Source organism: Candidatus Polarisedimenticolaceae bacterium, assembly GCA_036275915.1.
Classification (GTDB): Bacteria; Acidobacteriota; Polarisedimenticolia; order Polarisedimenticolales; family DASRJG01; genus DASRJG01.
The window spans coordinates 125,802-138,196 of sequence record DASUCV010000002.1 but is presented as its reverse complement, the minus strand read 5'-3'; the positions used below and the strand labels follow the sequence as shown (position 1 = coordinate 138,196).

At 66.8% G+C, this 12,395-nt stretch carries 10 protein-coding genes; 2 read left to right on the top strand and 8 right to left on the bottom strand.

The genetic code is table 11. From position 1 onward, the window contains the following. Positions 1-31: 31 nt before the first annotated feature. The gene (locus VFV19_01360; GenBank protein ID HEX4822938.1) at positions 32-541 is read left to right on the top strand and encodes a cupin domain-containing protein; all 510 of its coding nucleotides are present in this window, start codon (positions 32-34) and stop codon (positions 539-541) included. 156 nt (positions 542-697) lie between these two features. Continuing rightward, positions 698-1,336 carry a hypothetical protein gene (locus VFV19_01355; protein HEX4822937.1) on the top strand — a complete coding sequence of 213 codons (639 nt, stop codon included), beginning with the start codon at positions 698-700 and terminating at the stop codon, positions 1,334-1,336. Positions 1,337-1,340: 4 nt separating this feature from the next. Here VFV19_01355 and VFV19_01350 read toward each other — a convergent pair whose 3' ends face one another. Genes VFV19_01350 through VFV19_01315 form a run of 8 tightly spaced genes read right to left on the bottom strand, consistent with a single transcriptional unit; the run spans position 1,341 to position 12,375 of the window. Next, on the bottom strand, positions 1,341-3,308 hold the full coding sequence (locus VFV19_01350) for a universal stress protein (GenBank protein HEX4822936.1): 1,968 nt from the start codon (positions 3,306-3,308) through the stop codon (positions 1,341-1,343). A gap of 10 nt (positions 3,309-3,318) precedes the next feature. Then, positions 3,319-5,001 carry a c-type cytochrome gene (locus VFV19_01345; protein HEX4822935.1) on the bottom strand — a complete coding sequence of 561 codons (1,683 nt, stop codon included), beginning with the start codon at positions 4,999-5,001 and terminating at the stop codon, positions 3,319-3,321. Then, positions 4,998-5,819 carry a cytochrome c gene (locus tag VFV19_01340; protein HEX4822934.1) on the bottom strand — a complete coding sequence of 274 codons (822 nt, stop codon included), beginning with the start codon at positions 5,817-5,819 and terminating at the stop codon, positions 4,998-5,000. Before VFV19_01340 ends, VFV19_01345 begins: the two co-directional genes overlap by 4 nt. Continuing rightward, positions 5,816-6,334: a cytochrome c gene (locus VFV19_01335; protein ID HEX4822933.1), complete on the bottom strand. Its 519-nt coding sequence runs from the start codon at positions 6,332-6,334 to the stop codon at positions 5,816-5,818. The genes VFV19_01340 and VFV19_01335 overlap by 4 nt, the downstream gene beginning before the upstream one ends. Continuing rightward, positions 6,331-8,229: a cytochrome ubiquinol oxidase subunit I gene (locus tag VFV19_01330; protein HEX4822932.1), complete on the bottom strand. Its 1,899-nt coding sequence runs from the start codon at positions 8,227-8,229 to the stop codon at positions 6,331-6,333. The genes VFV19_01335 and VFV19_01330 overlap by 4 nt, the downstream gene beginning before the upstream one ends. Further along, positions 8,226-8,816, bottom strand: coding sequence for a cytochrome c (locus tag VFV19_01325; GenBank protein ID HEX4822931.1), 591 nt, complete (start codon positions 8,814-8,816; stop codon positions 8,226-8,228). Before VFV19_01325 ends, VFV19_01330 begins: the two co-directional genes overlap by 4 nt. Beyond that, entirely contained in the window at positions 8,813-11,731 is a 2,919-nt protein-coding gene (locus tag VFV19_01320; GenBank protein HEX4822930.1) for a TAT-variant-translocated molybdopterin oxidoreductase, read from the bottom strand. The genes VFV19_01325 and VFV19_01320 overlap by 4 nt, the downstream gene beginning before the upstream one ends. Continuing rightward, a complete protein-coding gene (locus VFV19_01315) occupies positions 11,728-12,375 on the bottom strand; it encodes a cytochrome c3 family protein (GenBank protein ID HEX4822929.1) in 648 nt (215 codons plus the stop codon). Before VFV19_01315 ends, VFV19_01320 begins: the two co-directional genes overlap by 4 nt. Positions 12,376-12,395: the final 20 nt, after the last annotated feature.

Sequence of the window (12,395 nt, the reverse complement as noted above, 5' to 3'; positions counted from 1 at the left end):
GCATCCGCTGGACTCGTTCGCAACGGCTATCATGCCCGTCGACTGCAAGGGGCACTTCCTGAGCCGCGTCGATCAGCTAATCCGAACCCTCGAACTCGCGCCGCACCCCGAGGGCGGCTTCTATCGTGAGATCTGGCGTAGCCACGGCCGTGTCGAGCCAGTCGACGCGCGCGGAGGCCGAGCCGCGCTGACCTCCATCTACTTCCTCCTGCCGACGGGAGCGATCAGCCGATGGCATCGCGTCCGATCCGACGAGATCTGGCACCACTACGAAGGAGCGCCACTAGAGCTGCTTCTCATCCCGGCGAACGAGCATCGGATCGAGCGCGCACACCTCGGCCCCCTCGCCGAGGGGCAGCAACCGGTCCATGGCGTGGCGGCGGGCTCGTGGCAAGCGGCGCGCTCGCTCGGCGCCTACACGCTCGTCGGGTGCGCGGTCGCACCGGGTTTCGAGTTCGCCGACTTCGAGCTGCTGAGCGATCGGCCCGAGCTTGCCACGCAGATCTGCGAGGCGTTGCCCGAGGCGGCGGAATTCAAGTAGACCTTTCGTCTCCAATAGTCGAAACCCCACTAGAATCCGCTCATTCGCAACGCGGAAGAATCAGGTGCAGGCACACTTCCGGAGATGACGTCGGAGACTGCCGCCGCGACTTGGAAGGGACCGGGTTCCCGCGCCGCGGATCGAGCCGGAGGTTGAATGGGACTGGCCGTCGTCGTAGGCGTACTCCCGGAACTCTTTGAGGACGACGTCGAGGGTGCCGAGTGGTTCCGCAAGGCACTGCAGAGCGCGAATGAGCTCCTTGCCGCCAATGGCATCCCTACGCATAGAGAGCCGGAGACCGCGCTGCCTGAATCCAGTCGCTGCCCGATCGATAGCTACCCCTATTCCTTCATCCATTATCTCCGTCGCGTCTACGCGCATGTGACGACCGACCCGAACTGGCAGCTCCGCGAACTAGGAAGCGACGAGGACCCAGTCAGCGATCCGGTCGTGCAGCGTGAAACCATGCGCCTCAAGAGTCATCTCCTGTCGCACTCCGATGCCGAAGGTTTCTACTTCCCTGTCGACTTCGAGGAAGTTCTGGTAGATGGGAGCGGGAAAGTGCCGGGCGCGATGGTGGGGTCGAGCGTTCAGCTGAAGCGTGAACTGGTCGCCCTGGCCCCGTACCTCGGGATCACACTGAGTGAGGGAGAACTGTCAGATCTCGAGGCGGAGCATTTGACGCAGGCAATCGACGCGGAGGGAGCCTTCTGGATCGAGAAATGTGTTTGGCTATCGCTCTTCGAGGCCGCGCGACTCAGCCTCAAGCACGGAGTAGCGATCTGCTTCACGTAGAACTCTAGTGCTTCGTCTCGATTTCTTTCCGCTCCACCGCCATCGCCGCCACCGTTCCCACTTCATGGAGTCCCGTGTGAGGCGTCTGCGCGCCCTGAGCCGCTAGCATTTCGGCCATCGCCTTCTTGCCGAACTCGATCCCTTCCTCGACGACGGCGAGGTCGATCGTGGTCATGTTTCGCTCGGCGGCGATCGCTTCGATGCGGTCCTGCGTGCGATTGCGCATGAAGCCGGAGGGGATGCGGAGGGCGCGTTGGGCGGCCTCGTCGGTCCATTCGAACGAGGAGACGAGGGGAACGTTCTTCGAATCCCGAGCGATCAGCTTCTTCTCGGAATCAGAGGGGAGAGTCCCCACAGAGGGGACAGTCCCCTCAAAAACGGGGACAGTCCCCGTTTCGTCCTCGACGATTTTCTTCGCGAAGTCGAGCGTGACGACGTCCATCTTCTTCATGCGCGCCGACTTCTCGACGCGAGCCTTGGTGCGGCGGCGCTGGTAGGCGTCCTTCATCGTCCAGAGCGCCTTCTTCGCTTCCTCGGTCCACTTGAGCTTGCGGCCGTCGTAGGTGGTCTCTTCCTGGAGCGCGCCTTCGACGGCGGCGATGCGCTCGATCATCTCGCGCGAGATCGTCTCGAAGGTGGTGCCGCCGCAGACGCCGCACTTCACGGGATTCGCGTCGGTCGCGGTGACGCCGCAGCCGGCGCACATCGAGATGGGTTGATTCTTGGCGCGCTCGAGCGCGACGGCCTCCGCCAGCGCCGCGGTACGGTCGGCGGCGGACTTGGGCATGAAGCGCTCCATGGCGTCGTCGATCACGGCGTTCGTGATCACGCTGTGGCCCTTCTCGATCGCGAGGCGGAGGATGCCGGTGCGGGCGATGCCCTTCACCTGCGCGGGGACGCGCTTCATCCGATCTTCGGCCTCGGGCGTCCAGCGGATGCTCTCCTCGGCGCGCACGTCGAGCTGCGGGACCTCGAGGCGCGTCGTGAGAAGCACGTCGCACGGGCAGGCGCGGAGCAGATTCTCGGCGTTCGACCCGAGACCGGGCTCGTCGGCAGGGGAGTGCACGCCGATGCGGCCGATGGCGAGGAGCCACGGGTTCGTCTTCCTGATGTGGTCGAGGATCTTCTGGAACGCCTTGCCGTCGAGGAGGGTCTTCGTCACCGTGACGCCGTCTTCCTTGGCCATGCGCTCGGCGACGTCGAGGTGCGACTGGTAGATCTGGGCGAGGCCGGTGTCGATGATCTCCTCGTGGAGCTGGTTCTGCTCCTCGAAGCGGAAGACCTTCGCGGCCTGCTCGGTGAGGACGCCGACGATCCCGTTGAAGACGGAGTAGTGGAGGTAGGGGTCGTAGACGCCGATGAGCTCGATCTTCTTGTCGAACTTCCGCGCGAGGTCGATCGCGGTCATGAGGGCGCCGAAGCTCTGCGGGGAACCGTCGATGCCGACGAGGATCGTGTCGCCCTGCTTCTCGTCGCCGCTCGGGAGGTGCTTCACGACCCAGATGTCGCGGTTCACGGTGCGCGTGACGCGCTCGGTGACGGAGCCGATCTGGCTGTCGCGGACGCGGCCGATGCCGAGGGCGCCGAGCACGATGAGGTCGTGCGGGCTGTCCTGGATGTCCTTCACGATCTCCGCGTGGTGCTTGCCGTCCATCATGCGCGGCGTGAAATCGAGCTCGTCCGCCTTGCAGCGCTTCGCCATGCCGTCGAGGTAGCTCTCGGAGATGAGCTTGAGGCCCATCGTGATGAGCGAGTCGTGGATCTTGCGCTGCCGCTCGAGCTCGGTCTCGTCGAGGTATTCCTCGGGGAGCGTGTACTCCATCTGGCGGAAGCGGTAGTCGTGCATGCTGGCGGCGTAGACGTGGCAGCCCGTCAGCTTCGCTTTGAAGGCGCGGCCGAGGTCGAGCGCGGCGTCGACGGCGCGGTTGCTGTAGTCGGAGTTGTCGACGGGGACGTAGATCGACTGATACATCGCGAATCTCCTAGGCGGTCTGACGTCGCCGAACGAGCACGACGACCAAGATCTCGAGAGCGAAGACGAGCAGGCCGGCCTTGAGCATCGGGCCGATCGGAGAGGCCACGTGCTCGGGCTCGACGTAGAGGGAGAACCAGGCGGACAGTGCGCGCTTGTTGCCGCGATCGTTGCTGAAGCCGTCCCATACCGAGAAGGCGACGGGGACGAAGGCGCCCTGCGTGAACGTGACGCCGCCGCCGTCCGGATGGAGCGAGCGCTTCAGGATCACCGACCACTGGCCGTCCTGGTACGTGGCGGTCGAGGTGACATCGGCCGCTTCGGCCTGCTCGACCGAGGCGCTGCCCTTCCCGACCCACTGCGAGGCGGTGCCCTTCGCGAGGTCGACGAACCAGAGGTCGACCGGGTTCGCGTCGTCGCCGAAGATGAAGTACGGCTTGCGGACGCCCGACGGCATCGTCATGGGGAGCTGGACCGCGACGGCGTCGGAGTACGTCGAGGCCGGTCCGGCGGCGGCGCCTGCGGCCGGCGTGTTCTCGCCCCAAACGTCCTCTTCCTTGGGCTTCTCGGCGGCCTTCTTCTCCGCCGGCTTTTCTTCGATCGGCTGGCCCCACTCGTCGGTCTTCTGGGCGCCGCCTGCGGCCGCGGCTTCGGCGCCGGGGGCCTCGACCGGCTTCGATTCTTCTTCGATCGGGACCTTGAGCGCGGGGGAGTTCGTCCCGGTCTTCTGCGCGCTCATGTCGTCCCACTGGAGGAGGAGGGCGACCGAGTCGGCGTCGTAGATCGCGCGGACCTCGATCGAGGTCGCCTGCGGGTGGAACTCACGCCCCGGCTCCGTGATCTGACCGAGGAGCGGCAGACGCGCGAGCGGGGCCTTCTCGAAGAGCGCGGCGCCCTTGGCGACGTCGATCGTGTCGTCGACGTGCGCGACATGGATCAGGCTCGCGTAGTGCGGGTCGTCGCCGCTCCCGAGCGAGTACATGTAGTCGGTGATCGCCCAGCGCTCTTCGGGCTTGAGCGCGTCGCCGAACGCGGGCATCGGCGTGCCGTTCAGCCCCGTCGTCATCGTGCGGAAGATGTCCTCGCGCGTCGGGCCGCCGCGGAACGTCCAGCGCTGCGTGAAGTCGGCCGGGTGGATCGGGTGCCCGAGGTCGTCCTTGAGCGTCGGGGCCGAGGTGCCGTCGCCGCGCCCGAGGTTGCCGTGGCACGAGATGCAGCCGGTCGCCTCGTAGACCTTGCGCCCCTTCTCCGCCGAGTCCTTCGAGTACGACGGCGCCGACGGGAGCTGTACCGGGTCTTTCAGGAAGTCCGGGTTCGAGAAGTCGGCCGAGAAGCTCTTGACGAAGTAGGCGAGCGACGTCAGCTCGTCGTCGCTGAAATTCGGCCACGCCGGCATCGACGAGTACGGCATCCCGTTCTTGATGATGTTCTTGAGATCCTGCGTCGTCGGCATCGCGCCCGACGGCGTCGTGCGGATCTTGAACTTGCCGGCGGTGAAGTTGCGGGGGAGCGGATGGAGGTGGACCGCGGCGACGCCGTCGCCCGCGCCGGTGTCGCCGTGGCACTGCGAGCAGAACTTCCCGTACAGCTCCTTGCCCTTGGTGCGCTGCGCGTCACTGCCGAGGTCGGCAGACGCCGCGAGCGCCGCCGAGGCGGCCGCCGTCACGACGAGGAGAGCCAGCGCGCGCTTCACTTGGGCTTCTCCGACTCGTCGCGGGCGCGCGGTCGTTGGCCGGTGAAGTCGTAGACGAAGAGGACGACGTCCCAGATCTCGTCTTCCGTGAGGAAGTGCTCCCACGCCGGCATCGCGGTGTCCCACGGCCCGCCCTCTTCGGGAAGCCCCGGGCCGCCCTTCGAGATGCGCCAGAAGAGGAACGACTCCTGGAGCATCGCGATCGTGCCCTTGTCGGTGAAGTTCGTCGGGATCGGGTTCAGCGCGTGCACGAACATCCCGTTCGCCGCCATGCTGTCGCCGTGGCAGAAGACGCAGTTCTGGTAATAGACCTTCCGTCCGTTCTGGAGATGGACCTTGAACTGCTCCGGGTTGTCCTTCTCGAGCGGCCGGAACGGATTCTGGAGCGTGATCATGTCGAACTTCTTGTCGTGGACGGTGATCTCGGCCGGCGGCGCCGGGTGGACGGTGCGCGAGAAGAACGGCCCCTCGACCGCGGCCGACATCGTCCGGTAGACGTTCCCCGCGACGAGCGTCGGCACGAGGAGGACGACGAGGGCGAGGAGCATCGTGTAACGCTTCTCGGTCATGAGGCGCACGAGCGGTGCGACGAAGGCCTTGAGGCGCCCGCGGTCGGACGTCACGTAGGTGAAGAGCGCGATCGACGCGACGCTCACGTAGATGCCGACGACCGACGAGGGAATCGGCACGGAAAAACCGAAGCGGACGGCGATAAAGAAGGCCACCCAGATCGTCGCGATCCAGGTGAAGAGGTTCGCCTTCATGAAGCGGAGAGCGAGGATCGCGGCCAGGAGCGGCAGGACGACCATGAGCTTCATGGCTTCGCCTCCGCCGTGTCATGCCCGGTCTGGAACTTGATCTTCGTCTGCATCGTGACGGTCGTCTGCCCGCCCAGCGTCTGGAGGTAGGCGATGACGCAGAGGATCTCCTGGTCGGTCAGGCCGATCGGCGGCTTGTTGATGACCGGCATCCCCGGGTTGAACCCCGGCACGATGAAGGCGTTCGGGTCGTAGATCGACTCGGCGATGTAGTCGACGTCGGAATAGCCGGGCTTCCGCGTCTTCGCGCGCACGTCGACGCCGTCGAGATCGGGGAAGCGGAACGGGCCCTCTTTCTTGCCGATCGTGTGGCAGGTGAAGCAGAGGCCCTTCCCGTCCATGATCTCGCGGCCGGTCTTCGCCATCTCCGCGGGGGTCATGTCGGCCTTGAGGACGACCTCGACGGGCGGGTAGACCTCCTTCTGCGGGACCATCTGGCCGACGTACATGTAGAACGACGTCGTCGCGACGACGAGCACGCCGATCTTGAGCGGCGAGGGGATCTTGTCGATCACGCCTTCGCCTCCTCGCCCATGGGGACTGTCCCCGTCTTCAAGGGGACTGTCCCCTCTGAAACGCCCTTCGCCTCCCAGTCTCGCTTGTCGTGCAGGCTCGCGAGCCAGAAGACGAAGCCGATGAGCGCGAAGAAGATGAGGACGGTCACCGAGACGACCTTCGTCGCGAAGCCGAGGGTCGGCGTGAAGGCGTCGACCGAGGTGTCACGCATGACGCCGTACACGTGCCAGTGCTGGCGAAGGCCGGAGCGGACGTAACCCATCAGACCCATGAGCCAGGTGAAGGTGACGGCGATGAAGATGAGGACGTACTGCGAGATCACCGGGATCTTTCCCCAGTGGACGACGCCGGTGTTCTGCGCCTTGCGGTACATGAAGACGTCGATGATCGTCACCGAGATCATGGTGAAGAGGACCGAGCTGACCTGCGGCACCGACAGCTTGATGCGGACCGTCGCCTCGACGAAGTAGCCGTAGACGCCGAGGAAGATCACGAAGGCGGCCGCCGCGGCGAAGATCGAGAGCTGCGCGGTGTTCCCCGCACGCGCCCACGACACGGTCGGGACCTTCCCGGTGCGGCGGTAGAGCAGGAAGCTCATGTAGGTCGTCAGGATGAGGATGTTGACGGCGGTGTTCTTCGCCGACATGACACCGAGGAAGGTCAGGATCGGGTGGGTCGAGCCGCCCATCGCACGCACTTCCGAGACCGTCGCGATGATCGAGTGCGGGGTTGCCCAGACCATGAAGCACGCGGCGACCCCAAGGAGCAGCCACTTGATGTACTTCTGGAACGGGTTCACCCCCTCGACGCGCCCCATCCCGAGCCACAGGTAGTAGTTCGCGCCGAGGAAGAGGTTCCCGATGAGGACCGCCTGGATGATGAAGAGCCACGAGAACGCGCCGCCCATCATCGTGAGCCCCAGGGTCTGCGAGTACGCGTAGATCTCCTTCGCGAGCCAGTAGCCGGCGAAGGGGAGGGGCAGGAAGCCGCTGATCGCGACGAAGTTCCCGATGTAGCCCATCCAGTCGTAGTGCGCGCGCTCCTCGTCGGTCTTCGCGGAGAGGTACTTGAAGGCCGCGTACGCACCGGCGATCGAGCCGCCGAAGGCGATGTTCGCGATGAAGCGGTGGACGTTGATCGGCATCCACGTGTAGTTGCGGACGGCGTCCCAGGTCGAGATCAGCGCGCCCTTCTCCGACACCCCGTTGGGCGACGTCATGAACGTCAGCCACGCGTTGGCGATCAGCATGATGCAGGTGCCGACGACGTTCAGGCCGAGGCCCAGGAGCAGGTGGATGCGCGGGGAGAATTTCCCCCAGCCGTAGTAGTAGGTGTAGAGGAACCCGGCCTCGAGGAAGAACAGGAGCACGTAGGGAAGGAAGGTCGGCGAGAAGACGCTCATCAGGTAGTTCGTGAACTTCGGGTAGAGCGCGATGAGCATGAACGTCAGGAACGCGCCGAAGGTCGCCGTCAACGAGAACGACACCGAGAGGAGGCGCGTGAACTCCTGCGCCAGGTGGTCGTACCGCTTGTCCCCGGTCTTGTAGCCGATGAACTCGATGATGAGCGCGAAGATCGGCACGGCGAGCACGAACGCCGCGAAGAGCAGGTGGAGCTGCGCGACGACCCAGATCGCGACACGGCTCCCGACGACCGGGAACGTCCGGTACTCGGCCTCGACGTAAGGCTTCGCCTTGTCGGCGTTCTCCTGGGCCGTGTGCTCGTCGGCGATCCCCTTCTCGCGCGGTGTCGTGTCCGGAGCCTGCGCGGCGGCGCGCGCGGGCTGCTTGTACTCGTGCTTGCCGACCATGTAGACGGCGATCCGCCCGACCGCGAGGAGGCCGACGACGGCGATGACCGCGGCAGCGAACGCCTTGAGCTTCCAGCTCGTCATGGCTGCGCCCCCGCGGCGGTCGACCCTGCCGTCCGCGCCTTCTCGAGCTCGCGGACGTGCGCGATGATCGCCCAGCGGTCGGCGGGCGGGATCGGCCACTTGTACGCCGGCATCAGCCCCGACCCGTTCGTGATGATGTCGAAGATCTGCCCGTCGGGATAGCCGCGCACCTTGTCGGTGTGGAACGACGCCGTCGGGACGTTGCCGCGCGTGAAGAGGATCCCCTTGCCGTCGCCGCGCGGGTCGTGGCAGGGCTGACAGTAGATCGCGTAGCGCGCGCGCCCGCGCGAAAGGAACGTGTCGTCGACCGGCACCGGGATCGTCGCGACCGGCTTTCCGTCGGGACCCTTGCCGAGGAAGAATGCGTCGTTCTCCCTGAGCTCGCCGCGCGCGACCGTTCCCGGGACGGGAGGCCGCATCCCCGAGCCGTCATAGAAGAACGCGCTTTCGTTCTGCGCCAAGAGCTTCGGCTGATCGTCCATGCTCGGGTTCGGGTGGCGCGGCGGCTCGCTCGACGTGCAGCCGCGCAGGATGCCGCACCCTGCGGTCATCACGGTCACGAGCGTCACCGCGGCCGCGCGCCTCACGCCGTCTCCAGATCCGGGTGCGGATTGCGGACCCGGGCGAGGTACGTCGTGCGCGGCTTGCTGTTCAATTCGGCGAGGAGCGCGTAGTTCCGCGGCTCGGCCTTGAGCTTCCCGATCTTCGTGTCGGGCATGAGGAGGTCGCCGAACTCGATCGCGCCGGCGGGGCAGGCCTGCTGGCACGCAGTCACGACGTCGCCGTCCTTGAGATCCCGCCCCGCGAGGCGCGCGTCGAGCTTGGCGCGATTGATCCGCTGCGTGCAGTAGGTGCACTTCTCCATGACGCCGCGCGAGCGCACCGTGACATCGGGGTTCTGCGCGAGCTTCAAGACCTCGGGAGTGTCCTTGGTGTAGTTGAAGAAGTTGAACCGGCGCACCTTGTACGGGCAGTTGTTCGAGCAGTAGCGCGTGCCGATGCAACGGTTGTAGACCATGACGTTCAGACCTTCGTCGTCGTGGACGGTCGCCGCGACCGGACAGACCTGCTCGCACGGCGCGTTCTCGCACTGCATGCAGGGGATCGGCTGGAACACCATGCGCGGCGCGGCTTCGCTTCCCTCGAAATAGCGGTCGACGCGGATCCAGTGCATCTCGCGGTTGCGCCGCACCTGCTCCCTGCCGACGATCGGGACGTTGTTCTCGCTCTGGCAGGCGACGACGCACGCGTTGCAGCCGACGCACTGATTGAGGTCGATCGTCATCCCCCACTGGTGGCCCTTGTCGTAGGCCTTCTCCTTCCACATCGAGAGGAGCGGCGGCACCTCGACCTTCTCCTGGGCGAACGCGGGATCCTTCTTGAACTCCTCGAGCGTCCCCTCGCGGAAGATGGGGCGCCCCTCCATGCTCCCGTGCTCCTGGGTCGCGGAGAGGAGCTTCGTCCCGTCCACCCTGTCGATCGAGCCGCCGTCGAACGCGGGGGCCGCAGCCGAGCGCAGGGGGTAGACGTTCTCGCCGACGCCGTCGGCGATCCGCCCGAGCCCGGTGCGGCCGTAGCCGAGCGTGAGCACGACGGTGCCGTCGGCCTGGCCCGGCACGATCGCCACAGGAAGGGTGACCGACTTCCCGCGCACCGTCACCTTGACGAGGCCCTCGTCGGCGACGCCGAGCTTTCGCGCGGTCGCGGGGGAGAGGAGCGCCGGGTTGTCCCACGTGAGCTTGGTCACGTGATCGGGCAGCTCCTGGAGCCACCCATTGTTGGAGAAGCGTCCGTCGTGGACGTACGGCGACGGCCTGAAGTGGACTTCGTACTGTTGACTGTCGACTGTCGACTGTTGACTCGTCTTGTAGGCCACCGAAGGCGTCACCTGCGCGGTGAAGCTGTTCGGCAGCACGCCGTCGTGGAGGACGCGGTTCCACTTCCTCTCGAAGTCGGCGGCGCCGAGGATCTCCTTCCAGCTCTCCTGGACGAGGTCGTGGGCCGAGGCCTCCTTGCCGGTCGTCATCAGGCCGAGCATCTCGACGACGCTCTTGCCGGCGAAGAGCGGCAGGATCAGCGGCTGGACGACCGACGCCGTGCCGTCGATCGCGCGGGCGTCGTCCCAGCTCTCGAGGAAGTGCGCGGCGGGGATCGCCCAGGTCGCCTTGCGGGCGGTCTCGTCGAAGTGGGTCGCGAGCACGATCTTCGTCTCGACCTTCGCCATCGCCTCGGCGAACCCGAGCTCCGCCGGAGCGTCGTAAGCGGGGTTGCCGCCGAGGACGACGAGCGTCTTCACCTGACCCGCGCCCATCGCCGACGCCAACGAGGCGAGGGAGGCGCGCGAAGGAAGGGCGGCGTCGACCGGCACGTGGTAGAGCACCGTTGAGCCGACGTTCCCGAGGGCGTTGTTCAACGCCATGACCGCCGCGTGGACGGCGGCGGGCTGCTCGGCGCCGGCGACGATCAGGCCGTGGCTCCGATGCCCGGCAAGATCGGCGGCGAGCGCGTCGAGCCACTTGGCATCGATGCCTTCGACGGTCGCGCCGGCCCTGGGGAGGCCGGCCACCCCCTTGGCGCTCAGCTTGTCGGCGAGGGCGCCCAGGAACGCCGGGTACTGCGAGGCGCGCAGGCGCGCGCGGTGGTCGGCCATCCCGCCGGTGAGCGTGTACTCCGACTCGACCGCCCAGAGGCGGCTCATCAGGTTGCCGTCGATTCCCGAGCGGCGCCCCATCGCGTAGCCGGTGATCTGGTAGACGTCCTCCGGGTCGTTCCCGAAGACGTCGGCGCCGATCGTCAGGAGGACCGCCGCCTTTTCCACATGGAGAGCCGGCTGCAACGGAACGCCCGTCGCCGACTCGACGCCGGCGAGGACGTTCTCGTCCGAGACCGCCTCGTACACCGCGACGTGCGCGCGCGGGTACTTCTCCCTGAGATGGGCGAGGAGGCGCGCCTTCGTCGGCGACGCGAAAGAGCCGAGAACGACGGCGAGGCTCGCCCCTCCGTCCGCCGCGAGCGCCTTGTCGATCCCGGTCCACGCGGTGACGAAGTCGGTCCAAGTCGCCGGCTCGCCGCCGTGGCGCGGGGTCTGAAGGCGATCCGGATCGTAGAGGCCGAGGAGCGCCGCCTGCATGCGGACGCTCGAGCGCCCCTGCGACGCGGGGTGCAGCTCGTTCCCCTCGATCTTGGTCGGCCGCCCTTCGTGGCTCTCGACGACGAGGCCGTAGGCGCTCCGGCCGAACGGCATCGTGGTCGCGTACCGGCGGGGAATGCCGGGGACGATCTCCTCCGGAGCCGTGACGTACGGGACGATGTGCTCGACCGGCCGCCGGCACGCCGCAAGGCCGGCGAGCGAGAGCGACGCCCCCAACATCATCATCATCTCGCGCCGCGTGATCCCTTCGGGAAGCTCCGACGCCCCCTCGGGGAACTCGCGGTACTGCTGCTCGCGGACCGCGTCGTCGCCCGCCAGGTCGCGGAGGGAGCGCCAGTAATTCCCGTTCATCGGTGGCACCCGGAGCACTTCTCCGGCGGGTGGACCGGGTGCTCGCTCGAGAGTTTCGCCGCGAATGCCTCGGCATCCTTCGGCGGAGCCCATTTCATGTTCGTGACCTCCGAGACCGGCCTGCGGTTCGGGGCGGGGTTGCGGTGACAGTCGAGGCACCAGCTCATCGAGAGCGGCTGGTTCTGCGTGACGACTTCCATCTGGTCGATGCGGCCGTGGCAGGTGACGCAGCCGATCCCGGCGGCGATGTGCGCGCGATGCGTGAAGTAGGCGTAGTCGGGGAGCTTGTGGACGCGGATCCAGTGCATTGGCCGCCCGGTCGACGCGCTGTCGCGGATCGGGGCGAGCACGGGGCTGTCACGCTTCACGAGGCGATGGCAGTTCATGCACGCCTGCGTCGGCGGCACGTTCGCGACGTCCGAGATCTCGACCGAGGCGTGGCAGTAGCGGCAGTCGAGGCCGAGATCGCCGGCGTGGAGCTTGTGGCTATAGGGGACCGGTTGGATCGGGCGGTAGCCGACGTCGCTGAACTTCGGCGAGCCCCAGTACCAGATCCCGGCGGTCGCGAGCACGGGCGCGGCGATGCCGGCGACGGCGACGACCAGGGGAAGCTTGTTGAACCAGCGGGGGAATGGTTGGGCCAAGCGCGATCACCCCAGAGAGC

Bases quoted from the DNA above. Each gene is read 5' to 3' on its own strand.
- VFV19_01355 (HEX4822937.1), top strand. From the start codon at position 698: ATGGGACTGGCCGTCGTCGTAGGCGTACTCCCGGAACTCTTTGAGGAC.
- VFV19_01340 (HEX4822934.1), bottom strand. From the start codon at position 5,819: ATGAAGCTCATGGTCGTCCTGCCGCTCCTGGCCGCGATCCTCGCTCTC.
- VFV19_01330 (HEX4822932.1), bottom strand. From the start codon at position 8,229: ATGACGAGCTGGAAGCTCAAGGCGTTCGCTGCCGCGGTCATCGCCGTC.
- VFV19_01350 (HEX4822936.1), bottom strand. From the start codon at position 3,308: ATGTATCAGTCGATCTACGTCCCCGTCGACAACTCCGACTACAGCAAC.
- VFV19_01320 (HEX4822930.1), bottom strand. From the start codon at position 11,731: ATGAACGGGAATTACTGGCGCTCCCTCCGCGACCTGGCGGGCGACGAC.
- VFV19_01360 (HEX4822938.1), top strand. From the start codon at position 32: ATGCCCGTCGACTGCAAGGGGCACTTCCTGAGCCGCGTCGATCAGCTA.